General features: G+C 73.0%; 23 protein-coding genes. 15 read left to right on the top strand and 8 right to left on the bottom strand.

Going from position 1 to position 21657, the window contains the following annotated elements:
• Nucleotides 1-111 precede the first annotated feature (111 nt).
• Genes ABD091_RS01815 through ABD091_RS01790 form a run of 6 tightly spaced genes read left to right on the top strand, consistent with a single transcriptional unit; the run spans nt 112 to nt 4569 of the window.
• Nucleotides 112-870: a lysophospholipid acyltransferase family protein gene (locus ABD091_RS01815; RefSeq protein WP_343915415.1), complete on the top strand. Its 759-nt coding sequence runs from the start codon at nt 112-114 to the stop codon at nt 868-870.
• Nucleotides 867-2033, top strand: a complete 1167-nt coding sequence (macS, locus tag ABD091_RS01810; protein WP_343920867.1) for a MacS family sensor histidine kinase — start codon at nt 867-869, stop codon at nt 2031-2033. Before ABD091_RS01815 ends, macS begins: the two co-directional genes overlap by 4 nt.
• Nucleotides 2030-2539: a flavin reductase family protein gene (locus tag ABD091_RS01805; RefSeq protein WP_343915414.1), complete on the top strand. Its 510-nt coding sequence runs from the start codon at nt 2030-2032 to the stop codon at nt 2537-2539. The genes macS and ABD091_RS01805 overlap by 4 nt, the downstream gene beginning before the upstream one ends.
• A 10-nt stretch (nt 2540-2549) precedes the next feature.
• Entirely contained in the window at nt 2550-3227 is a 678-nt protein-coding gene (locus tag ABD091_RS01800; protein WP_343915412.1) for a response regulator, read from the top strand.
• A complete protein-coding gene (locus tag ABD091_RS01795; protein ID WP_343915411.1) occupies nt 3224-3694 on the top strand; it encodes a GNAT family N-acetyltransferase in 471 nt (156 codons plus the stop codon). The genes ABD091_RS01800 and ABD091_RS01795 overlap by 4 nt, the downstream gene beginning before the upstream one ends.
• Nucleotides 3691-4569 carry a hypothetical protein gene (locus tag ABD091_RS01790; RefSeq protein WP_343915409.1) on the top strand — a complete coding sequence of 293 codons (879 nt, stop codon included), beginning with the start codon at nt 3691-3693 and terminating at the stop codon, nt 4567-4569. The genes ABD091_RS01795 and ABD091_RS01790 overlap by 4 nt, the downstream gene beginning before the upstream one ends.
• Nucleotide 4570: 1 nt before the next feature.
• On the opposite strand, the gene glpK is transcribed toward ABD091_RS01790, so the two are convergent.
• The gene (gene glpK / locus ABD091_RS01785) at nt 4571-6043 is read right to left on the bottom strand and encodes a glycerol kinase GlpK (protein ID WP_343915408.1); all 1473 of its coding nucleotides are present in this window, start codon (nt 6041-6043) and stop codon (nt 4571-4573) included.
• A complete protein-coding gene (locus tag ABD091_RS01780; protein ID WP_343915406.1) occupies nt 6040-6861 on the bottom strand; it encodes a DUF1028 domain-containing protein in 822 nt (273 codons plus the stop codon). Before ABD091_RS01780 ends, glpK begins: the two co-directional genes overlap by 4 nt.
• A gap of 117 nt (nt 6862-6978) precedes the next feature.
• Between ABD091_RS01780 and ABD091_RS01775 the strand changes: the two genes are divergently transcribed.
• Nucleotides 6979-8007 carry a 6-phosphofructokinase gene (locus ABD091_RS01775; RefSeq protein ID WP_343915405.1) on the top strand — a complete coding sequence of 343 codons (1029 nt, stop codon included), beginning with the start codon at nt 6979-6981 and terminating at the stop codon, nt 8005-8007.
• Nucleotides 8008-8010: 3 nt separating this feature from the next.
• Here ABD091_RS01775 and ABD091_RS01770 read toward each other — a convergent pair whose 3' ends face one another.
• Nucleotides 8011-8493 (bottom strand): SRPBCC family protein, encoded by a 483-nt coding sequence (locus ABD091_RS01770; protein WP_343915404.1) that lies wholly within the window; start codon nt 8491-8493, stop codon nt 8011-8013.
• 131 nt (nt 8494-8624) lie between these two features.
• Between ABD091_RS01770 and ABD091_RS01765 the strand changes: the two genes are divergently transcribed.
• The 3 genes from ABD091_RS01765 to ABD091_RS01755 all read left to right on the top strand — a co-directional run bounded on the left by ABD091_RS01765 (nt 8625) and on the right by ABD091_RS01755 (nt 12734).
• The gene (locus tag ABD091_RS01765) at nt 8625-10073 is read left to right on the top strand and encodes an APC family permease (RefSeq protein WP_343915403.1); all 1449 of its coding nucleotides are present in this window, start codon (nt 8625-8627) and stop codon (nt 10071-10073) included.
• A 102-nt stretch (nt 10074-10175) separates the two neighbouring features.
• The gene (locus ABD091_RS01760; protein ID WP_343920865.1) at nt 10176-11489 is read left to right on the top strand and encodes a class II 3-deoxy-7-phosphoheptulonate synthase; all 1314 of its coding nucleotides are present in this window, start codon (nt 10176-10178) and stop codon (nt 11487-11489) included.
• 63 nt (nt 11490-11552) lie between these two features.
• The gene (locus ABD091_RS01755; RefSeq protein ID WP_343915402.1) at nt 11553-12734 is read left to right on the top strand and encodes a hypothetical protein; all 1182 of its coding nucleotides are present in this window, start codon (nt 11553-11555) and stop codon (nt 12732-12734) included.
• Nucleotides 12735-12738: 4 nt separating this feature from the next.
• Here the strand turns inward: ABD091_RS01755 and ABD091_RS01750 are convergent, their stop codons facing one another.
• Nucleotides 12739-13086: a hypothetical protein gene (locus ABD091_RS01750; RefSeq protein WP_343915401.1), complete on the bottom strand. Its 348-nt coding sequence runs from the start codon at nt 13084-13086 to the stop codon at nt 12739-12741.
• Nucleotides 13087-13147: 61 nt separating this feature from the next.
• Between ABD091_RS01750 and ABD091_RS01745 the strand changes: the two genes are divergently transcribed.
• Nucleotides 13148-14143, top strand: a complete 996-nt coding sequence (locus ABD091_RS01745; protein ID WP_343915400.1) for a threonine aldolase family protein — start codon at nt 13148-13150, stop codon at nt 14141-14143.
• Nucleotides 14144-14149: 6 nt separating this feature from the next.
• On the opposite strand, the gene ABD091_RS01740 is transcribed toward ABD091_RS01745, so the two are convergent.
• From ABD091_RS01740 to pknB, 3 genes are all read right to left on the bottom strand, one after another.
• Nucleotides 14150-15169, bottom strand: coding sequence for an NADase-type glycan-binding domain-containing protein (locus tag ABD091_RS01740; RefSeq protein WP_343915399.1), 1020 nt, complete (start codon nt 15167-15169; stop codon nt 14150-14152).
• Nucleotides 15170-15216: 47 nt separating this feature from the next.
• Nucleotides 15217-16266 carry a 3-deoxy-7-phosphoheptulonate synthase gene (gene aroF / locus ABD091_RS01735; RefSeq protein WP_343915398.1) on the bottom strand — a complete coding sequence of 350 codons (1050 nt, stop codon included), beginning with the start codon at nt 16264-16266 and terminating at the stop codon, nt 15217-15219.
• Nucleotides 16267-16335: 69 nt separating this feature from the next.
• A complete protein-coding gene (pknB, locus tag ABD091_RS01730; RefSeq protein ID WP_343915397.1) occupies nt 16336-18339 on the bottom strand; it encodes a Stk1 family PASTA domain-containing Ser/Thr kinase in 2004 nt (667 codons plus the stop codon).
• Between the two features lie 127 nt (nt 18340-18466).
• On the opposite strand from pknB, the gene ABD091_RS01725 reads away from it, so the two are divergent.
• Genes ABD091_RS01725 through ABD091_RS01715 form a run of 3 tightly spaced genes read left to right on the top strand, consistent with a single transcriptional unit; the run spans nt 18467 to nt 19669 of the window.
• The gene (locus ABD091_RS01725) at nt 18467-18826 is read left to right on the top strand and encodes an Rv2175c family DNA-binding protein (protein ID WP_343915396.1); all 360 of its coding nucleotides are present in this window, start codon (nt 18467-18469) and stop codon (nt 18824-18826) included.
• Nucleotides 18827-18830: 4 nt separating this feature from the next.
• Nucleotides 18831-19232, top strand: a complete 402-nt coding sequence (locus ABD091_RS01720; protein WP_343915395.1) for a guanyl-specific ribonuclease — start codon at nt 18831-18833, stop codon at nt 19230-19232.
• Nucleotides 19233-19237: 5 nt separating this feature from the next.
• Nucleotides 19238-19669, top strand: coding sequence for a barstar family protein (locus ABD091_RS01715; protein WP_343915394.1), 432 nt, complete (start codon nt 19238-19240; stop codon nt 19667-19669).
• 9 nt (nt 19670-19678) lie between these two features.
• On the opposite strand, the gene ABD091_RS01710 is transcribed toward ABD091_RS01715, so the two are convergent.
• Nucleotides 19679-20740, bottom strand: a complete 1062-nt coding sequence (locus tag ABD091_RS01710) for a polyprenyl synthetase family protein (RefSeq protein WP_343915393.1) — start codon at nt 20738-20740, stop codon at nt 19679-19681.
• Between the two features lie 27 nt (nt 20741-20767).
• Here ABD091_RS01710 and metF point away from each other — a divergent pair, with 27 nt between their 5' ends.
• Entirely contained in the window at nt 20768-21655 is an 888-nt protein-coding gene (gene metF, locus ABD091_RS01705; protein ID WP_343915392.1) for a methylenetetrahydrofolate reductase [NAD(P)H], read from the top strand.
• The last annotated feature ends 2 nt before the right edge of the window (nt 21656-21657 follow it).

The following is a 21657-nucleotide window of genomic DNA, read 5'->3' as shown; positions in this document are numbered from 1 at the left end:
CAACTGTGGCGGAGGTGGGGCCGTGATGAGTACGAGTGAGGATGGGATTCACCGGCGAGGAGGGTCTAGAGTTCCGGCGTCGGGCTGAGACCGTTCCTGGGAGGTCGTGCGGTGTTCTACTGGTTCCTCAAGTGGATCGCCATCGGCCCGTTGCTCCGGGTCGTGTTCAGGCCCCAGACCGAGGGCGCCGACAACGTCCCCGCGGAGGGCCCCGCGATCCTCGCGAGCAACCACCTCTCCTACGCCGACTGGCTGTTCATGCCGCTGACCCTGCCGCGCCGGGTCACCTTCGTCGCCAAGGCGGAGTACTTCACGACGCCCGGCATCAAGGGCTGGTTCCAGAAGAAGTTCTTCGCGGGCTCCGGGCAGGTCCCGATCGACCGCTCGGGCGCGTCCGCCGCCGAGGGCGCCCTCAGCGCGGCGAAGCGGATCCTCGGGGAGGGCGAGCTCTTCGGCATCTACCCCGAGGGCACCCGCTCCCACGACGGCAAGCTCTACCGCGGCAAGACCGGTGTCGCCCGGCTCGCGCTCGAGACCGGCGTCCCGGTGATCCCGGTGGCGGTGCTCGGCACCGACGTGGTGGCGCCGCCGGGCAAGAAGTTCGGCACGTTCACGCGTCCCGGTGTGCGCTTCGGCAAGCCCCTCGACTTCTCCCGCTACGAGGGCCTCGAGAACGACCGCTACATCCTCCGCTCGATCACCGACGAGATCATGTACGAGATCATGCGGCTCTCCGGCCAGGAGTACGTCGACATGTACGCCACCCGCGCCAAGGAGGAGTCCAAGCGGCTCGAGCGGGAGGCGAAGGCCGCCAAGGATGGCTCGGACGAGGCTTCCGCCGAGCCCGAGGACGGGAAGCTCGCGTCCTGAGCGACGCGGCGCCGCGCTGGCGGCTCTGGACCCGGCCGGACCTCGCCGTCGAGGACCGGATGTTCCGCGCGCTGGCGGTGCTGCGGGTGGTCGTGCTCGTCAACGCGGTCGCGCTGAACGTCTATCGCGCCGACAACTTCCGCCACCCGGTCGCGGGGATCTTCTGCGTCGTGGTGATGATCGCCTGGACGGCCTACGCGGTCTGGGCGTACGCCGAGCCGCTGCGGCGCACCGCCTGGTTGCTGGTCGCCGACCTCGGCGTGGCTGCCGGGCTGATCCTGCTCTCCCCGCTGGTCAAGGGCGAGACCCTGCGCGCGACCATCCCGGGCTTCTGGGTGATGGGCGCGATGCTCGCGTGGGCGATCCACTGGCACGCCCGCGGGGGGCTGGCGGCGGCCGTGGTCGTCGCGGCCGCCGACCTGTCGATCCGCCAGGACCTCACCCAGGGCAACTACGGCAACGTGTTCCTGCTGGTGGTGGGCGGGCCGATCGTGGGGTTCATGGCCGGCTCGCTGAGTCGCATGGAGGACCAGCGCGACGCCGCCCTCAGGCAGGCGGTCGCGGGGGAGGAGCGGGCCCGGCTCGCGCGGGCCGTGCACGACGGCGTCCTCCAGGTGCTGTCCCTCGTGCAGCGACGCGGCACCGAGCTCGAGCGGCTCTCGCCCGAGTTCGCCGAGCTCGGCCGGCTCGCCGGCGAGCAGGAGACCGCGCTGCGCTCCCTGATCCGTCAGCAGGACCGTCGGGGGGATCCGGGGGAGGCCGACCTCGCGGCCGCGCTCGAGGAGATGACGCGCGGGCACTCCGTCCCGGTCACGCTCTCGACGCCCGGTGTACCGGTGGCGCTCCCCGGAGACGTCGCCGCGGAGCTGACCGCCGCGGTCCGCGCCTGCCTCGACAACGTCGCCACCCACGTCGGCGCCGACGCCCCCGCATGGGTGCTGCTCGACGACACCGGTGGCACCGTCGTCGTCAGCGTGCGTGACGAGGGCCCGGGCATCCCCGCCGACCGCCTCGCGGTCGCCGAGGAGGAGGGCCGTCTGGGGGTCGCCCAGTCGATCGTCGCGCGGCTCCGCGAGCTCGGTGGCGACGCCGACCTCGACTCCGGCCCCCACGGGACCGAGTGGGAGCTGCGCGTCCCCCGCCCGCCTACGCTCGGCTCGTGACCATCCACACCAGCCACCCCTTCGCCGATCCCGACCCGGACCCGGTCCGCCGGTTCCGTGGCCGGCTGGGCGGGGCCGTGACGCTGTGGACGGCAGGCGCCGGCTCGGCACGGGCCGGGCTCACCGTCACGTCGTTGATGGTGGCGGGTGGCGAGCCCGGTCGGGTCCTGGCGCTCCTCGACCCGGACGCGGACCTCACCCTGGCGCTCGAGGAGTCCGGGAGGGCCGTCGTGCACCTGCTCTCGTGGCAGCACCGGCACCTCGCGGAGGCCTTCGCGGGCACGGCCCCGGCTCCGGGTGGGGCGTTCCGCACCGGTGACTTCACCGACGGCGACCACGGGCCTCGGCTGGCCGACGCCGACGCGTGGGCAGCGGTCTCCCTCGAGGACGTGCGCGACGTCGGCTGGTCCCGGTTGGTCACCTGCACCCTGGGCGAGGTCGAGGTCGGTGACGACACCGACCCGCTGCTGCACCGACGCGGCCGCTGGAGCCGTCCGGGGCACTAGGGTGCCCCGCATGACCGAGACCGGGGGAGAGCGCAAGATCCGTGTGATGGTGGTCGACGACCACCCGATGTGGCGCGACGCCGTCGAGCGCGACCTGCAGGACGCCGGGTTCGACGTGGTCGGCGTGGCCGCCGACGGCCACCAGGCGATCGCCCGCTTCCCCGCGGTCCGGCCCGACGTCGTCGTGCTCGACCTCCAGATCCCCGGTCCCGGCGGCGTCGAGGTCACCGCCGACGTCCTCACCAAGGACCCGTCGGCCCGAGTACTCATCCTCTCGGCCTCCGGCGAGCAGGCCGACGTCCTGGCCGCCGTGAAGGCCGGTGCGACCGGCTACCTCGTGAAGTCGGCCCAGCGCTCCGAGCTCGTCGACGCCGTGCGCCGGGTGGCGCAGGGCGACACCGTCTTCACCCCCGGCCTCGCCGGGCTGGTCCTCGGCGAGTTCCGCCGCATGGCCGACGCGCCGCCGGAGGAGGAGACGCCGAGTGACGGCCTGACCGAGCGCGAGACCGAGATCCTCAAGATGGTCGCCAAGGGCATGTCCTACAAGCAGATCGCCGAGCGCCTCGTCATCTCCCACCGCACGGTCCAGAACCACGTCCAGAACACGCTCCGCAAGCTGCAGATGCACAACCGCGTCGAGCTGACCCGCTACGCAATTGAGCGCGGCCTCGACGACGACGAGTCGTGACCGGCGAGTGGCGGGCGGCCACGGCAGCCGACGCCGGACCGCTCGCCGACCTCGAGCGCGACGCCAACCTCGTCGCGCTCGCCCACGTCTTTCCGGCGGACCTTCCCTTCCCCTACGACGAGGTGCGGCAGCGCTGGGAGCGCACCCTGGCGGAGCCCGGAGCGACCGTGGAGGTCGTCGACGGCGCGGGTCGGCTGGACGCCTATGTCGCCCACGACGGTGAGACGCTGCGCCACCTCGCGGTCCACCCCGGCCGCTGGGGCGAGGGCCTCGGTGCCGACGCGGTCGCACGCGCCGTCGCCCGCGGTGCGCACCGCCTGTGGTGTCTCGAGGCGAACGAGCAGGCCCGGCGCCTCTACACGCGGCTCGGGTGGCGACCGTCGGGGCTCACCGGGACGGCCGAGTGGCCGCCCCACCCGGTCGAGATCGAGTACGTCGTGCCGGGGGCCCTACGATCGCCGACGTGACCGAGCAGCTGCTGGAGATCGCCGACGGCCTCTACGCGCTGCCGCTCGGCGACTTCACGGCCGCGCGTGACGCCCGCGCCAAGGAGCTGAAGGGCACCGACCTCGCGGCACCCGTGAAGGCGTTGAGGAAACCCTCGCTCGCCGCGTGGGTCGTCAACCTGCTCGTACGCCGCGACGCCGACCAGGTGACGCAGGTGCTGGACCTCGGGGCGGCCCTCCGCGACGCTGCGGCCGGGATGCAGGGCGAGGAGCTACGCGCCCTGACGCGGCAGCGCCGCCAGCTGACGGCTGCCGTGACGACCGGTGCCAGGGCGCTGGCCTCGGGGGAGGGCGTGAAGGTGACGCAGGCCGTCGCCGACCAGGTCGAGGCCACGCTGACGGCGGCGATGGTCGACGCCCGCTGTGCTGACGCCGTCCGGAGCGGGCTGCTGGTCACCGCTCTCGCGTCGACCGGCGTCGACGAGGTCGACCTCGGCTCCGCAGTCGCGACCCCGGACGCTCTCGGCTTCACCGCCTCCACGACCGAGCGGCCGCCGCCCGATCTCCACGTGGTCCCCGATCCCGACGCCGACGAGAAGGCCGTCGCGGCCGCACGCGAGGCCGTCGAGGACGCCCAGCGGGTGGTCGACGACGCCCGACGGACGGCGACCGAGGCGGCGACCGCGGTCGCCGAGCTCGAGGCCCGGGCCCTGCAGCTCCAGAGCGAGGCCGACGAGCTCAAGCGCAAGCTCTCCGCGCTCGAGGACGAGCAGGAGGAGGTCGACGACGACCTGTCGGACGCCGAGTCCGAGAGGTCCGAGGCGGACGCGGCTGCGGCGGAGGCCGAGCGCGAGCTCGCCGCGGCGACGGCGTCGCTCGAGAAGCTCGGCGGCTAGCTCAGAGCGTCGCCCACCCGCCGGAGCGGCGTACCGCCTCGAGCCAGCGGGCGTGCGCCGCGTCGTGGTCCGCCCGGTCGCCGCCGGGCTCGAAGCGACGGTCGAGCGACCACGTGTCGCGCAGCTCGTCGGTCGACGACCAGGTCCCGGTGCCGAGCCCGGCGAGGAACGCGGCGCCCAGCGCCGTGGTCTCGACGATCTCGGGACGTTCGACCGGCACCCCGACCTGGTCGGCCTGGACCTGGCAGAGCAGGTCGTTGGCCGCCGCGCCGCCGTCGACCCGGAGGGACGAGAGCCCCGGCATGGTCTCCAGCACGTCGCGGACCTCGAAGGCGATCGCCTCCAGGGTCGCCCGCACGATGTGGGCCCGGGTGGTGCCGCGGGTCAGTCCGATGATCAGCCCGCGCGCGTGGGGGTCCCAGTGGGGAGCCCCGAGCCCGGTGAGCGCCGGCACGAAGACCACGCCCTCGGAGGAGTCGACGGTCGAGGCGATCGCCGCGGTCTCGGCCGCCGACCCGACGATCTGGAGGCCGTCGCGCAGCCACTGGACCGCCGCGCCGGTCACGAAGATCGCGCCCTCGAGCGCGTAGGTGAGGTCGCCGTCGGGGGAGCGCCAGGCCGCGGTCGAGAGCAGCCCGGCGTCGGAACGCTGGAGCTCGCTCCCGGTGTTGGTGAGGATGAAGGAGCCGGTGCCGTAGGTGCACTTGGAGTCGCCGACGTCGAAGCAGGTCTGGCCGAACAGCGCCGACTGCTGGTCACCCGCGATGCCGGCGATCGGCAGCGACAGCCCGCAGAACGACTTCGGGTCGGTGGTGGCGACCTCACCCCAGTTGGGGACCAGGTCGGGCAGGGCGTCGCGGGGCACGCCGAACAGCCCGCAGAGCTCGTCGGACCAGTCGCCCGCGGCGAGGTCGAACAGCAGCGTGCGGCACGCGTTGGACACGTCGGTGACGTGCTGGACCCCGCGCGTCATCCGGGCGATCAGGTAGGAGTCGACCGTGCCGACGGCATAGCGGCCGGACTCGACGTGGGTCCACGTGTGCGGCTCGTGCTCGGCGATCCACGCGAGCTTGGTGCCGGAGAAGTAGGGGTCGAGCCGCAGCCCGGTGAGCTCGGTGACCCGCTCCTCGTGGCCCTCCTCGCGCATCCGGCTGCAGATGTCGGCCGTGCGCCGGTCCTGCCACACGATCGCGCGGCGGGGCGACCCGAGGGTCTCGCGGTCCCACAGCACGACGGTCTCGCGCTGGTTGGTGATGCCGAGCGCGGTCAGCTCCTCGGCGTCGACCTGCTTGAGGACGTCGCGGGTCGCCTCGATGGTGGCCTGCCAGATCTCCTCGGGCGCGTGCTCGACCCAGCCCGGCTGGGGGAAGTGCTGGCGGAACTCCTCGTAGCCCTTGGCCACGATCCGTCCGTCGGGGCTGACGACGACGGCGGTGACCCCCGTCGTCCCGGCGTCGATGGCGAGCACGCTCATGAGGCAGCCCCCCTGACGACGTCGAGGATCCGTTCGTCGATCCAGGCGAGCTCCGGGTCGACGCGCATCTCGTAGTTCTCGGTGCCGACCCAGGCGGCGAAGTCGCGATGACCGCGGGAGGTGGCGAAGTCCTCGAGCTCGCGCCGCAAGTCGTCGGTCACGGGCACCTTCTCCTCGTCGGTCGAGGCCGTGAGGTAGAGGTCGTTGAGGTCGAGCAGCCGCGCCAGCTCGGTCACCGGGTCGGTGTGGTCGTCGACCCGCAGGTCGACCTCGAGGTCGTCGCCCCCGCCGTAGCCCGCCCCGTCCCGTACGACGAGCAGCGCGGCGCTCTGGCGCCCCCGCCGGTCACCGCCCGCGTCGTCGCCGGCCGTCAGCGCGGCGAGCAGCCGCCGGCCCAGCGGCGCGTCGTCGTCGGAGGTGTCCCACGCGGCCTGCATCGCGAGCACGACGTCCTCGCCGGCCAGCACGTTGCCCTGGATGGCGTATCCCTCACCGGTCACGCCGCCGGCCCAGTCGAGGCAGGCGCTCCCCGTGTGGGAGGCGGCGTTGCCGTCGAGGTCGACGATGCCGGCCTGGCGGTGGTCGCGGCCGTCGTCCTCCTCGAGCAGGCGCTGGAGCGCGACCGCGGCGGTCGCTCCCTCGTCGAGGTGGGCGAGCGCGAGCCCCTTCCAGGCGACGTTGGCATCGGCCTGGGTGGCGATCGCGCCGACCTCGGCGACCGCTGCGGGGACGACGGCACCGACCCCGAGGAACTTGGAGGCGACGGCCACGCCCCACGCCTCGCCGTCGGCGGAGCGGGCCACGATCGAGAACGTCATGGCCCGCACCCTAGCCACCGTCCGTCCACGCTCCGGGCCGGTCGACAGCCGGGTCGCACGACCGCTAGCGTCGGCGAGTCCGTGTGAACGATCCAACAGGAGTGACCCACTGTGTCGATGCGTGTCGGAGTGCTCACCGGTGGCGGCGACTGCCCCGGGCTGAACGCCGTGATCAGGGCCGTGGTCCGCAAGGGTGTCAAGACCCATGGCTTCGAGTTCGTGGGCTACCGCGACGGCTGGAAGGGCCCGCTCGAGGGCTACACGATGGAGCTCGGCGTCCCGCAGGTGCGCGGCATCCTGCCCCGCGGCGGCACCATCCTCGGGTCGAGCCGCACCAACCCCTTCAAGATCGAGGGCGGCGTCGAGCAGATCAAGGACAACCTCGCGAAGGACGGCGTCGACGCGCTCGTCGCCATCGGCGGCGAGGACACCCTCGGTGTCGCGACCAAGCTCGCCGACCTCGGCGTGAATGTCGTCGGCGTGCCGAAGACGATCGACAACGACCTCTCCGGCACCGACTTCACCTTCGGCTTCGACACGGCGGTCAACATCGCCACCGAGGCGATCGACCGCCTCCACACCACGGCCGAGTCCCACCACCGCGTGCTCGTCGTCGAGGTCATGGGCCGCCACGCGGGCTGGATCGCGCTCCACAGCGGCATCGCGGGCGGCGCCAACATCGTGCTGATCCCGGAGCAGCCCTTCGACATCGAGGAGGTCTGCCGCCTCGTCGAGTCGCGCTTCGAGTCGCGGTTCTCGCCGATCCTGGTCGTCTCCGAGGGAGCGATCCCGAAGGAGGGCGGCGACATGACCCTGATCTCGGGGGAGAAGGACGCCTTCGGCCACGTCCGCCTCGGCGGCATCGGCGACCGGATCGCCGCGGAGATCGAGAACCGCACCGGCAAGGAGGCGCGCGCCGTCGTCCTCGGCCACGTCCAGCGCGGCGGCACCCCCACGGCGTTCGACCGCTGGCTCGCCACCCGGTTCGGGCTCCAGGCCGTCGACGCCGTCGCGGACCGCGAGTTCGGCACGATGATGGCGCTGCGCGGCACCGACATCATCCGGGTGCCGCTCATCGAGGGCACCGGCGAGCTCAAGCTGGTCAGCCCCGAGGAGTACGCCGAGGCCGAGGTCTTCTTCGGCTGACCGTCACTCGCCGGGCGCCGTCCACTCGCCGGCCTCGAGGACCTGCTTGATCCGGTTCACGCTGCGCTCCGTCTCGGACTCGAACAGGCCCTGCAGGTGCGCCGCCCGGCCGGGTCCGGGACTCATCCACACCTCCTGGGTGTAGTCCGTGCCGCCCGACGTGCTCGCGGCGCAGGTGTAGGCCACGGTGATGTTGCCCGGACTGGTCAGGTTCACGCTCACGGCCCGGTGGGGGTAGTCGAGCTCGACGAGCTCCTCGACCTCGGCCACCAGCAGGCCGTCCTGGCGGGAGATGCTGACGAACTGGGCGCCCCGCTCGCGGGGCGGCGTGTCGGTGAGGTGCAGCGACCGCTCGGTCAGCTGGCCGGTCAGCACCGCGCTCCGGGGGTCGAGCAGGAAGTCCATGACCGTGCTCGGCGGGCGGGCGATCGTGACCGACGCGCGTGCGTGGACCGCCTCGGGCCTCCTCGTGCTCCTTCCGAACATGGCTGCAGTCTGGTGCGGGTCGCCTCACCCATGTGGGCGAACCGCCCATCCGGTACTGGCGTGGCGCTGGCACACGGTGGCGGTCTGGTCCACGATGGCCGGACTGCATCTCTTCTCGGAAAGGAAGAGCCATGAGCGCCTCCACCCCAGAGACCCGGGACGTGACCGCCTCCGAGCCCGAGCTGAAGCGGGTGATGGGCCCCAGGCTCCTCCTGCTCTTCATCGTCGGCGACATCCTCGGCGCCGGCATCTACGCCGTCACGGGCGACATCGCCGGCGAGGTGGGTGGGATGGCGTGGCTGCCCTTCCTGATCGCCTTCACGGTCGCGACCCTGACGGCCTTCGCCTACCTCGAGCTGGTCACGAAGTACCCCCAGGCGGCCGGAGCGGCGCTCTACGCCCACAAGGCCTTCGGCCTCCACTTCGTCACCTTCCTGGTCGCCTTCACCGTGGTGTGCTCCGGCATCACCAGTGCGTCCACCTCGTCCAACCTGCTGGCGGCGAACCTCCTCACCGGGCTCGGGGTCCAGGGCGGCGACCCCGGCACGACGCCGATCCTGCTCGTGGCGCTCGCCTTCATGGTGGTCCTGGCGGTGATCAACCTGCGGGGCGTCGGCGAGAGCGTGAAGTTCAACGTGGTGCTGACGCTGATCGAGCTGACCGCGCTGGCGATCGTGGTGCTGATCGGCTTCTACGCGATGGCCACCAAGGGGGCCGACCTGGGCCAGATCGTCGTCTTCGAGACCTCCTCGGACCGCAGCATGTTCGCGGCGACCACCGTCGCCACGGCGATCGCCTTCTTCGCGATGGTCGGCTTCGAGGACTCCGTCAACATGGTCGAGGAGACCAAGGACCCGCAGAAGATCTTCCCGCGCACGATGCTCACCGGCCTCGGCATCGCCGTCGTCCTCTACATGCTGGTGGCCGTCTCGGTGGTGATGGTCCTGCCGCTGGGGGAGATCGAGTCCTTCGACGGCGAGACCGGCATCCTCCTCGAGGTGGTCAAGGCGGGGGTGCCCGACCTCCCCGTGGGCGAGATCTTCCCGTTCCTCACCGTCTTCGCCGTCGCCAACACGGCGCTGATCAACATGCTGATGGCCAGCCGGCTCATCTACGGCATGGCCCGGCAGGACGTCCTGCCCCGGTCGCTCGGCAAGGTCCTGCCCGAGCGGCGTACGCCGTGGGCGGGCATCGCGTTCACCACGGTGCTGGCCCTCGGGCTGATCACCTACGTCTCGCTCGACTCCGAGAGCTCGGTCGTCGGTGCGCTGAGCGGCACCACCGGGCTGCTGCTGCTCGTGGTGTTCTCGATCGTCAACGTGGCGTGCCTGATGCTGCGCAAGGACACCTCGGTCGAGACCACCTTCCGAGCACCGACGCCCTTCCCCGTGATCGCGGCCGTGCTGTGCCTGTTCCTCGCCGGCCCGTGGGCCCGTGACCCGGAGGACTGGATCCAGTACCGCATCGCCGGGGTGCTGCTCGCGATCGGCGTGGTGCTGTGGGTCTTCACCTGGCTGACCAACCGCGGGGTCCGTGCGCAGAAGACGGGGTTCCGTGACATCGACCACCTCGAGGACTGACCCGGCTGTCCATCGGGCGTCGGCGGTTCCGGGAGGGACCGCACCGCGCCGTACCCTTGAGCGGTGACCAGCTCCGTCCCCGACCTCGCCGCGCTGCACGCGATGGGCCCCGCCCAGCAGCCGACGTACCCCGACCCCGTGGCTGTCGACGCCGCGGTGTCCCGGCTCCGCACCCAGCCGCCGCTCGTCTTTGCCGGTGAGTGCGACGAGCTGACCGAGAAGATCGGGGCGGTCGCCCGGGGCGAGGCGTTCCTGCTCCAGGGTGGTGACTGCGCCGAGACCTTCGCCGGCGTGACGGCCGACAACGTCCGCAACAAGCTGCGGGTCATCCTCCAGATGGCCGTCGTCCTGACCTACGCCGCCAGCGTGCCGGTGGTGAAGGTCGGGCGGCTCGCCGGCCAGTACGCCAAGCCCCGGTCCAGCGATTTCGAGACCCGCGGCAGTGGCGACCATGAGGTGACCCTCCCGGCCTACCGCGGCGACGCCGTCAACGGCTTCGAGTTCACCCCCGAGGCGCGCGCCCACGACCCGCAGCGACTCGTCGACGTCTACAACGCCTCGGCCGCGACGCTCAACCTCGTCCGCGCCTTCGTCACCGGCGGCTACGCCGACCTGCGCCAGGTCCACGCCTGGAACACCGACTTCGTCAAGGAGAGCGCGGCCGGCCAGCAGTACGAGGCGATGGCCAACGACATCGAGCGCGCCCTGACCTTCATGCAGGCCATCGGCGCCGACCCCGACGAGTTCCACCGGGTCGACTTCCACTCCAGTCACGAGGCGCTGGTGCTGGAGTACGAGCACGCGATGACCCGCATCGACTCCCGCACGCAGGCGCCGTACGACGTCTCTGGCCACTTCGTCTGGATCGGCGAGCGGACGCGCCAGCTCGACGGCGCGCACGTCGAGCTGCTGAGCCACATCAAGAACCCGATCGGCGTGAAGCTCGGCCCCACCACCACGCCCGACGACGCGCTGGCGCTGGCGGAGAAGCTGAACCCCCACAACATCCCCGGGCGCCTGACCTTCATCACCCGCTTCGGTGCCGGGAGGATCCGCGACGGGCTGCCGACCCTGATCGAGAAGGTCACCGCGGCCGGCGTGCAGGTGGCGTGGGTGTGCGACCCGATGCACGGCAACACCTTCGAGGCGTCCTCGGGCTACAAGACCCGCCGCTTCGACGACGTCATCGACGAGGTCCAGGGCTTCTTCGACGTCCACCGCTCCCTCGGGACGTGGCCGGGTGGCGTCCACGTCGAGCTGACCGGGGACGACGTCACCGAGTGCGTCGGCGGCGGCGAGCTCCTCGACGAGGCCGGCCTCGCCGACCGCTACGAGTCGGTCTGCGACCCCCGCCTCAACCGGGTCCAGAGCCTCGAGCTCGCCTTCCTCGTCGCGAAGATGCTTCGCGCCGCCTGATTCGTTGTGGCGACGTGACCGGTTCGCGTCCTGTCCGGGCGGCCGGTCGCCCATGATGACCGCATGCCGGAGCAGCGGGGGGCCGAGTGGCGCACGGCGCTGCGCGCGCTCGGGTCGCCGCTCGCAGCCTTCTGCCTGGTCCTCCTGGTCCTCAACGACCACCTGCTGAAGCAGGCGTGGCCGGGTTGGGTCACCGGGAAGCTCAGCGACCTGGTGGGGCTGGTGGTCGCGCCGCTCCTGCTCGGTGTCGCGCTCGCCGCGCTCGGCGTACGCCGCTGGCGGCGGTGGTCGGTCGGGCCGGTCGTGACCGGCTTCGTGGTCACCAAGACGTCGGTGGCCGGCGCGGCCGCCGTGAGTGCCGCGTGGTCCTTGTCCGGTGTCCCCACCCACATCCGGGCCGACGCCACCGACCTGGTCGCCCTCCCTGCGGTGCTGCTGGCGATGCTGCTGTGGCGGGAGGCCGGGGGCGCGGACGGCCGGCGGCGGACCGCGGCGGTGCTCGGGGCGGCGCTGCTGCCGCTCGGGGTGCTCGCGACGGCCGCCACAGGCGCCTGCGACACCGACGACGGCCTCACCTCCGCGGACGTCGTGACCGGTCGCCTCAGCGGAGGGGACGGCACACGCCGCACGATCCTCGTCCTCCAGGACCACCACGACCTGCGCGCGATCGACGCGGAGGGCGAGGTGAGCACGCTGCCCCGCGACGAGCGGGAGCGGATGGGTGACCTCGACCTGACCGACGGGGCCGGCTGCCTGCCGGACGCCCTCACCTGCTGGCGGGTGGTGGTCGGGAACGACGCCGTGGAGTCCTCGACCGACGGTGGCCGGTCGTGGGACCCCGAGCTGGGCTTCTCCGCGGAGCAGCAGGAGGAGGCGCTCGACGGCGTCGCGGAGACCTGCGGCGAGGAGCCCCGGGGGTGGCTGGGGGACCTCGCGGTCATGGCGACGCCGGACGGACCGCTCGTGACGGTGACGGCCTTCCACGCCGGCGTCTGGCTGCGGGACACGACGGGGGAGTGGCGCCGACTCGACCTCGACGAGCTGCGGGCGCAGCCGGCGCCGGAGGGTGTCGAACCTGCGCCGGGTTGGTTGCGCTCGGTGCCGCCCGTCGTGCCGCCGTACGCCCCGCCCGGCGAGCCGACGCCCGTACCGGCCACCCCGGGCCCGCCGACCTGCCCGCCCCGGGAGCGGACGACGATCACACCCCACCCGGCGAACGGGGATCCCTTCGAGGTGTGTGGCTGAGGCGTCAGCGCAGCACGTCGGCGACCCGCCGGGCGAGGACCGGCAGCGCGTCCTCGACGCGACGACCGACCAGCCCGTCGTCGAGGTCGAGGCACTCCATGAAGGCGGTCTCGAGCAGGCCGTCGTCGTCGACGTGGACCCACAGGTCGATGCAGCCGTCGGGGTGCTCGGTGTCCAGCGGAGCCGTCGCGTCCGGGTGGCAGCGCACGAACTCCGGCGTGGCGGCGCACCACACCACGCCGGCACGAGCGCCGCCGTCGTCCTCGGGCCGTCCGTCGTGGTAGCCCTCGAACGCCGTCCCGACGAGGACGGGCCGGAGGGCGTCGTGGATCAGGGTCGTGGAGCCGGGCACGCCTCCGATGGTGCGCCGACCGCCGACGGTCCGCCACCGCTTTCCTGACAGGATCGACCCCATGATCGACCTGCGCAGCGACACCGTCACCCGACCCACCGCCGCGATGCGGCGCGCGATGGCCGAGGCCGAGGTGGGCGACGACGTCTACGGCGAGGACCCCGCGGTCACGGCGCTCGAGGAGCGGGTCGCGGGGATGTTCGGTCACGAGGCGGCGCTCTTCACGCCCACCGGCTCGATGGCCAACGTCCTCGCCGTGCGGGGCGTGGTCGAGCCGGGCCAGGAGGTCCTCTGCGAGGAGCGGGCCCACATCGCCCGCGCCGAGCTCGGGGCCCACGGGGCGATCGGCGGCGTGACGATGCGGACCTGGCAGTCAGCGGACGGCCGCGTCCCGCTCGAGCGCGTGCAGGACCTCTTCGCGCCCGACCTCGGCGTCTACTTCGTCGCGACCGCCGCCGTCTCGGTCGAGAACACCCACAACTTCGCCGGCGGGACCGTCGTGCCGATAGAGGAGCTCCGGGGGCTACGTGCCTGGGCCGACGAGGTCGGCACCGCCGTCCACGTCGACGGCGCACGACTCTGGAACGCCCACGTCGCCACCGGCACGCCGCTGGAGCAGTACGGCGCGTGCGCCGACGTCCTCGCGGTGTGCCTGTCGAAGGGGCTGGGCGCTCCGGTCGGCTCGCTCGTCGTGGGCCGGAGCGAGCTGGTCGCCGAGGCGCGGGTGCGCCGCAAGCGGATGGGCGGTGGCATGCGTCAGGCAGGGGTGCTGGCGGCGGCGGGGCTGCACGCCCTGGACCACCACGTCGAGCGGCTGGCCGACGACCACGTGCACGCACGGCTCCTCGCCGAGGCCTGCGGCGTCGACCCGGAGTCGGTCGACACCAACATCGTGGTGGTGCCGCACGACGACGCGCCCGGATATGTCGCGGCGGCGGCGGAGGCCGGCGTGCGGATCAGCGCGGTCGGCCCGCGTACCGTCCGGCTGGTCACGCACCTCGACGTGGACCGGGCCGCGGCCGACGAGGCCGCGGCGGTGCTGTCGAAGCTCGCCTGACCTCGCTCAGGCCGTGTGGCCGAAGAGCTGGACGTCGCTGATGGCGGTGTAGTCGCGCGAGGCCCGGCCGGGCCCTGGCGGTGAGACCTTGAGGAGCTTCAGCTTCACGGCCGTCGTCTCCACCTGGGGCAGCGACACCGTCTGCATGATCGTGGTGTCGCCGAGCTTCTGCGTCTTCACCGTGCCGTCGTCGAAGCTCCACTCGACGGCCAGGACCCGTCGGTTGCCGTGGTACCAGTCGAGGATCCCCTGCTTGTCCTGGCCGACCTTGGCGTAGCCGTTGATCAGCCCGACCTCCGAGAGCACGGTGGGTTCGTCGAAGGTCAGCGTGATCGTCGCGCCGGTCGCGTCCCCCGGGGTCCGCCATGTCGTCTCGGGGACACCGTCGACCATCTGCTCGACGTCGTACCTCACCACGTTGCCGCTGTTGTCCTGGCTCGGCGGCGCCGGCTTCGGGGCCTCGATCCCGACGTAGCGGGCGAGGTCGGCGGGGCCGTCAGGTGCGGGCTCCGGCTCGGTCGTCTGCTCCGGCGTCCGGTCGCGGGAGCGGTTGGCGGGTCGCTCCCGTGGCTCGCGCTCGGTCGCCGCCGGGTCGGCGGCGCTCTCGGCCGGGTCGTCGCTGTCGGCGAGCAGGAGGAACGCGCCGAGGCCCGCGATCAGCGCCATCACGGCGAAGCCGGATGCCCACGGCACCCACGACCCGCCGCCGCGGCGCGGGGTCGCGACATCGTCGGCCTCCTCCTCGTAGGCCGCGTCGTACGCCGCCACAGGGACGACCCGGGTGGGCTCGGTGTGGTCGTCGTCCTCGTCGTCCTCGTCGGCGAAGAGCCGGAAGCGCGCGGGCTCCGGGGCGGTCGCGGTGGTCGGCGGCTCGGCGGGGGCGCTCGGCCCGGCCTCGACCCGTGGCCGCTCGGCGGTGTCGGTGCGCCAGTCCGCGAGGGTGTCGACCGGCTCGCCGCAGCTGGTGCAGAACCGACCGTCACCGAGGCCCGCGCCGCAACGCGCGCAGTGGTGGGTGGTGGGCATCGGACCTCCTCTCGCCGGCCAACCCTAGGGGCAGGTCGTCGTCGGCGTCAGCCGCGTCGGACGTGGTCGGCGGCGTCGGCGCGCCCCAGCACGGGTGGCAGCCGGCGGCACACGGAGGCCAGCTCGCGCAGCGCAGGACCGTCGAGGGCCTGTGGTCCGTCGCACAGGGCGGTCTCCGGGTCGGGGTGGACGTCCACGATGACGCCGTCCGCGCCGACCGCGATGGCCGCGCGCGACAGGGGCACGACGAGGTCCTTGCGCCCGGCCGCGTGGGAGGGGTCGACGATCACCGGCAGGTGGCTGGTCGCCTGCACGACCGGCACCGCGGAGACGTCGAGGGTGTTGCGGGTGGCGGGCTCGAAGGTGCGGATGCCGCGCTCGCAGAGGACGACGTCGAGGTTGCCCCGCTGTGCGACGTACTCCGCGGCCATCAACCACTCCTCGATGGTGGCCGTCATGCCCCGCTTGAGCATCACCGGCTTGCCGGCCTCGCCGACGGCCTGCAGCAGTCCGAAGTTGGCCATGTTGCGGGTACCGACCTGCAGCATGTCGGCGTGCTCGGCGACGACGGCGACGTCGCGGGCGTCCACGACCTCGGTGACCACCGGCAGCCCGGTCGCCTCACGGGTGGCGGCCAGGATCTCGAGCCCGCGCACGCCGAGGCCCTGGAAGGCGTAGGGCGAGGTCCGCGGCTTGAAGGCGCCTCCGCGCAGCAGCGTCGCGCCCGCCGACTGGGCCATCCGCGCGGCGGCCAGGGTCTGCTCGGGGGTCTCGACCGCACAGGGTCCGGCGAGCAGCGTGAAGGTGTCCGGTCCGATCGGGACCTGGTGGCCGGCCGGGCCGACCCAGACGGTCGAGCGCTCGGAGTGGTGCTGGCGGCTGACGAGCTTGTAGGGGTCGGAGATGCGGTGGACGTCGGCGACGCCGGGCAGCGTGCGGAGGTTGAGGTGGTGGAAGGAGTCGATGTCACCGACCAGCCCGATGATCGTGCGGACCAGGCCCTTGGACACGAAGGCCTCGCCGCCGACCGCCTCCACGCGCTCGACGACGTGCGCCACCTCCTCGTCGGTGGCGTCGGGGCTCATCACGACGACCATGGCGGGAGGCTAGACCCAGTCGTGACGGTCCTCACTCGTGGTCTTGCGCCGTGGAACGGTCGGACGCGCTCAGATCAGGTAGAGCGTGATCGTCGAGCCCTTCGCCACCATCGAGCCCGAACGCGGGTCGGTCCGGAAGACGTAGCCGAGGCCGATGTAGGACGAGGAGTTCTCGACCTCGACGACGAAGCCGAGGGACTCGAGCTGCTGACGGGCGGCGTCGACGCCGGAGGCGACCAGGCCCCCGGGCACCTCGACCAGCTCGGGGCCGCGGCTGACGACCAGCTCGACCGACTGCCCGCGGTAGAGCGTGCCGCTCGCCGGCGTCTGGCTGATCACGCCGCCCTCGGGCACTGAGTCGGAGTACTGCTCCTCGCCGTAGGTCACCTCGATGCCGCGCTGCGCGAACCACGCGGCGGCCCGCTCGGCGTCCTTGCCCGTCCAGTCGCGCACGTCGACGGGCTTCGGACCCTGGCTGACGAAGACGTCGACGAGGGCGCCGGGCTTCAGCGACGTCCCGCGCTTCGGGTCGCTGGCCAGGACGGTGCCCTCAGGCACGTCGTCGGACCAGCGGCCGACCGCCTCGCCGAACTCGAGGTTGCGCGCGGCGATGGCGTCCTGCGCCTCGTCCTCGGTCAGTCCGCGCAGCTTCGGGACCTGGTAGCGCTCCTTGCCCAGCGAGAGCACCACGGTGACGGTGCCGCCATCGAGGACCCGGTCGCCGGCGGCCGGGTCGGTGCTGAGGACCTCGCCCTTCGGCACGGTCTCCGAGTAGGCCGGCGTGCCGACGCTCGCCTCGAGGCCGGCGGCCCCCAGCCGCTCGGTCGCTGCGGTCTCCTTGAGGCCCAGCACGCTCGGGGTCTGGGTCCAGCGCGCCCAGCCGAACCAGTAGGCGCCGACGCCGAGGCCCACGGCCAGCAGCAGCGCGAGGAGCAGCAGCAGCGGACCCCGCCGGGACCGGCGCGGTTGCGGGCGGGCGGGCTCGGGGTCGCTGCCGATGGTGGTGGTGTGCTCGTGGTGGTCGTCGTCGGGCACGGGAAGCCGTGACACGGCCTGCGCCGGCGTCAGCAGGGTGGCCAGCTCGCCGGTGTCGAACGGGTCGGGCTCGGTGTCCTCCGCGGCCACCGGCACGGGCCGGGGCCGCAGCTCCTCGGCGAGGTCGGCGTCGCTCGCGACACCGGTCGCCAGGGCCTGCGACACCCGGTGGACCTGGTGGAGCAGCACGCTGGCGTCGGCCGGCCGCTGGTCGCGGTCGCGGGCGGTGGCGCGGGCCACCAGCGCGTCGACGTAGTCGGGGAGGCCGGGGACCAGGCGCGACGGCGGCGGGACGTCCTCGTGCACGTGCTTGTAGGCGACCTGGATCGGCGACTCGCCCTCGTGGGGCTTCTGGCCGGTGAGGAGCTCGTGGAGCACCACGCCCGCGGCGTAGACGTCGGCACGCGCGTCGGAGCGCCCGTCGACCACCAGCTCCGGGGCGAGGTAGGAGACGGTGCCGATCAGCACGCCGCCGGTGGCGGTGTGCTGGGTGTCGGCACTGACGGCCTTGGCGAGGCCGAAGTCGGCGACCTTCACCCTCCCGTCGTCGGCGATGAGGACGTTCTCGGGCTTGATGTCGCGGTGGACGAGGCCGGAGCGGTGGGCGTGGGCGAGCGCGGAGAGCACCGGCTCGAGCACGGCGAGCGCCCGCGCCGGCGTCATCGGCGCCTCCTTGCGGATCGTGTCGCGCAGGGTGTGGCCGGGGACCAGCTCCATGACCAGGAAGACGGTGCCGTCGTCGTCGCCCTGGTCGAAGACCCCGACGACGTTCGGGTGGCTCAGCCGGGCGGCGGCACGCGCCTCGCGGACGAAGCGCTGCGCGAAGTCGTCGTCGTCGCCGAGCCCGGGATGCATGATCTTGACCGCGACCGTGCGGTCCAGCCGGAGGTCGGTGGCCTCGTGGACGCTGGCCATGCCGCCGCGCGCGATCCGGGGACCGATGCGGTAGCGGCCTTCGAGGAGCCGTCCCTCGATGGGGTCGCCGACGACACCCTGCTGGCCCTGCTGGCCTGCCTGGGCGTGCTCGTCGGACTGCACGTCGGCCTCCTGGCTCCGGACGGGGAAGGATCCGGGGCTCCATCGTACGGACGACACGCGTCAGGCGTGAGCTGGCGGCCGATCCCCGGCGTGGCGGCAGGTGGGTCGCGGTGGGAGACTGGGACCCATGTCCGGCACCACCGAAGACCTGTCCGTGCTCGTCCCCGAGTGGCTCGACTGGGCCACCGCCGCCGAGCGTCTCGGCGTCACCCCGGCCAAGGTCCGCACCATGATCCGCGACCACCAGCTCGCGGCCGCCGTACCCGCCCCGGGCTCCGGGCCGCAGGTGCCGGCCGGCTTCCTCGACGGCGGCGACATCGTCAAGGGGCTCCCGGGCCTGCTGACGATGCTCCACGACAACGGCTTCGACGACCGCGAGTGCATCGTGTGGATCCACACCGACCTCGACCTCCCCGGAAGGCCGATCGACGCGCTGCGGGAGAACCGTGGCTCGGAGGTCAAGCGCCGGGCCCAGGCGATGGCCTGACCCGATGACCGGGCGGCGCAGCGGGACGGCGGTCGTCGTTGCCGCGCTGCTGGCCGCACTGGCGTGGTGGTTGGTCGACTCGGGCCTCACCACGTCGGCGGTGTTCACCACCGACGACGGTGGGTTGCCGGTCGTGGCCCTGGCGGACCTGCCTCCCGAGGCCGCGGAGACCGTCGACCTGGTCGACGCCGGTGGCCCCTACCCCCACGACCAGGACGACGGGACCTTCTTCAACCGCGAGGGCCTGCTCCCCGAGGCTCCCGACGGCTTCTACCGCGAGTACACCGTCGGGACCCCGGGGTCCGACGACCGCGGCGCCCGGCGCATCGTCGCCGGCGACGACGGCTCGCTCTGGTGGACCGACGACCACTACGCGTCGTTCTCACGCATCGACCGAGGAGGCTGACCACGATGAGCGGACTGGCATCGCTGCTGGCAGGACGGACGCCGCCCGGCCTCTACGCCTGGCACTCGGGCTTCGGCGTCGACGAGGTGCGCCACACCGTCGAGCACGCCGGCTGGGGGTTCGCGCACGTCGACGGACTGCGGGCGCAGACCAAGCCGGAGCTGCTGCATGCCATGGGGGAGGCGCTCGAGTTCCCGGACTGGTACGGCCAGAACTTCGACGCGCTCGCCGACTGCCTGACCGACGTCGGCAGCAGCGGGGTCGGCACCGTCCTGCTGTGGGACGGCTGGGCGCCGTACGCCCGGGAGCACGCGCGGGCGTTCTCGGTGACCCTCAGCGTCCTCGGTGGGCGGGTCGCCGCCGACCGGGGTGGGCCGTTCGCCGTCCTGCTGCGCGGCGAGGGGCCGGCGGTGGCCGGCGTGACCGAGCTCGACTGAGCCTGTCGGTCACACGACGCGGTCGGTGGCGGCAGCGGCGAGGTCGCGGAGCACGCCACGGGCGTCGTCAGGCGCTCCGGTGGCGTCGAGGGCGGTGAGCGCGTGGTCCACCAGCTCGCCGATCACCTGCTCGACCTGCGCGTGGGCGCCGGAGTCGTCGATCACGGCGCGGAGGCGGGCGAGCAGGTCGGGGGAGAGGTCGGTGCCGAGGCTGGCGTCGAGCAGCGCCGCGTCCTCGTCGGGGGCCGCGTCGAGCGCGAGGGCGACCAGCACCGTGCGCTTGCCCTCGACCAGGTCGTCGCCCGCCGGCTTGCCCGTCGTCGCGGCGTCGCCGAAGACGCCGAGCAGGTCGTCGCGCAGCTGGAACGCCTCGCCCAGCGGGAGGCCGTAGGCCGTGAGGGCGGCGAGGTCGTCGCCCGTGGCGCCGGCGAGCGCGGCCCCGATGTGGAGGGGTCGCTCGATGGAGTACTTCGCGGACTTGTAGCGCAGCACCGTCATCGCGGCGTCGACGTCGGCGCGCCCGCGGGCCTGGACCGACACGTCCAGGAACTGGCCGGCGATGACCTCCGTGCGGCAGAGGTCGAAGACGCCCATCGCGGCCGCGACCCGCTCGATCGGCAGTCCGCAGCGGCGCAGCAGCTCCTCGGACCAGCTGAGCAGCAGGTCGCCGAGCAGGATGGCGGCCGCGGCGCCGTACTGCTCGGGGTCGCCGCGCCACCCGTCGCCCCGGTGCTCCGCCTCGAACCCCCGGTGGGTGGCGGGACGGCCGCGTCGGGTGTCGGAGGCGTCCATCAGGTCGTCGTGGACCAGCGCGCTCGCGTGGAGCAGCTCGAGGGCCGCGCACGCCCGCAGCAGCGGGCGCTCGTCGTACGGCGCCGGGGCGACGCTGCGGAACCCCCAGTAGCAGAACGCGGCCCGGAACCGCTTGCCGCCGCTCACGCTCGCGCGGGCCTCGGCGAGCAGCCGGGCGGCATCGGGGCCGAGCGGCTCCAGCCGGGCCCCCATCTCGTCGAGGAACTCGTCGAGCACCTCCTGGATGCTCGTCCGGAAGGCGGTCCCGTCCCAGGTCACGCGGCGATCCTACGTACGATCGATCGTGTGACCACCGACCGGGGCCGCAGCATGGCCGAGCTCATCGCCGAGGGCGGCCGCTCCTTCTCCTTCGAGTTCTTCCCGCCCGCCGACGAGGCCGGCGAGGAGCAGCTGTGGAACGCCATCAGCGCGCTCGAGCCCTACCGCCCGACCTTCGTCTCGGTGACCTACGGCGCCGGCGGCTCCAGCCGCGACACCACCGTGCGGCTGACCTCGCGCATCGCGCGGGAGACCGACCTGCTGCCGGTCGCCCACCTGACCTGCGTCGGCCACACCCGCGAGGAGCTCGACGCGATCCTCGCGGAGTACGCCGCCGGCGGGGTGCGCCACGTGATGGCGCTGCGCGGCGACCCCGAGGGCGGGCCGCGCGCGGAGTGGACCGCGACTCCGGGCGGCCTCGAGTACGCCTCCGAGCTCGTCGCGCTCGCCGCGGCCCGCGACTTCCGGATCGGCGTGGCCGCCTTCCCCGACCGCCACCCCACGTCCCCGTCGCTCGACCACGACGCCGACGTGCTCGTCGCCAAGGCGCGGGCGGGCGCGGAGTTCGCGGTCACCCAGATGTTCTTCACCGCCGCCGACTACGTCGCCCTCGTCGAGCGGGTACGGGCCAAGGGAGTGGACATCCCGGTGCTGCCGGGGATCATGCCGATCCTCAACCTCGCCGCGATCAGCCGGCAGTCGGAGCTGATCGGCGCCGACGTGCCCGACCACGTCGTGCGGCGGATCAGCGCCCACGACGGCGACCCCGCACGGATGCGCGCCGAGGGCATCGCGCTGGCCACCGAGCTCTGCGAGGAGCTGCTCGACGGCGGCGCCCCGGGCCTGCACTTCTACACGCTCAACCGCTCCCGGGCGACGCTCGAGATCTTCGAGCAGCTCAACATCCGGGTCTGACC

The organism is Nocardioides aestuarii, assembly GCF_039527245.1.
GTDB classification, from domain to species: Bacteria; Actinomycetota; Actinomycetes; order Propionibacteriales; family Nocardioidaceae; genus Nocardioides; species Nocardioides aestuarii.
The sequence above is the reverse complement of the archived record's forward strand: the minus strand, read 5'-3'. Positions and strand labels throughout refer to the sequence as shown.

What these genes read in the sequence shown, in the direction of transcription:
- ABD091_RS01800 (WP_343915412.1), top strand. Translation starts at nt 2,550, where the DNA reads ATGACCGAGACCGGGGGAGAGCGCAAGATCCGTGTGATGGTGGTCGAC.
- glpK (WP_343915408.1), bottom strand. Translation starts at nt 6,043, where the DNA reads ATGAGCGTGCTCGCCATCGACGCCGGGACGACGGGGGTCACCGCCGTC.
- ABD091_RS01780 (WP_343915406.1), bottom strand. Translation starts at nt 6,861, where the DNA reads ATGACGTTCTCGATCGTGGCCCGCTCCGCCGACGGCGAGGCGTGGGGC.
- ABD091_RS01775 (WP_343915405.1), top strand. Translation starts at nt 6,979, where the DNA reads ATGCGTGTCGGAGTGCTCACCGGTGGCGGCGACTGCCCCGGGCTGAAC.
- ABD091_RS01770 (WP_343915404.1), bottom strand. Translation starts at nt 8,493, where the DNA reads ATGTTCGGAAGGAGCACGAGGAGGCCCGAGGCGGTCCACGCACGCGCG.
- ABD091_RS01765 (WP_343915403.1), top strand. Translation starts at nt 8,625, where the DNA reads ATGAGCGCCTCCACCCCAGAGACCCGGGACGTGACCGCCTCCGAGCCC.
- ABD091_RS01760 (WP_343920865.1), top strand. Translation starts at nt 10,176, where the DNA reads ATGGGCCCCGCCCAGCAGCCGACGTACCCCGACCCCGTGGCTGTCGAC.
- ABD091_RS01755 (WP_343915402.1), top strand. Translation starts at nt 11,553, where the DNA reads ATGCCGGAGCAGCGGGGGGCCGAGTGGCGCACGGCGCTGCGCGCGCTC.
- ABD091_RS01745 (WP_343915400.1), top strand. Translation starts at nt 13,148, where the DNA reads ATGATCGACCTGCGCAGCGACACCGTCACCCGACCCACCGCCGCGATG.
- ABD091_RS01740 (WP_343915399.1), bottom strand. Translation starts at nt 15,169, where the DNA reads ATGCCCACCACCCACCACTGCGCGCGTTGCGGCGCGGGCCTCGGTGAC.
- aroF (WP_343915398.1), bottom strand. Translation starts at nt 16,266, where the DNA reads ATGGTCGTCGTGATGAGCCCCGACGCCACCGACGAGGAGGTGGCGCAC.
- ABD091_RS01725 (WP_343915396.1), top strand. Translation starts at nt 18,467, where the DNA reads ATGTCCGGCACCACCGAAGACCTGTCCGTGCTCGTCCCCGAGTGGCTC.
- ABD091_RS01720 (WP_343915395.1), top strand. Translation starts at nt 18,831, where the DNA reads ATGACCGGGCGGCGCAGCGGGACGGCGGTCGTCGTTGCCGCGCTGCTG.
- ABD091_RS01715 (WP_343915394.1), top strand. Translation starts at nt 19,238, where the DNA reads ATGAGCGGACTGGCATCGCTGCTGGCAGGACGGACGCCGCCCGGCCTC.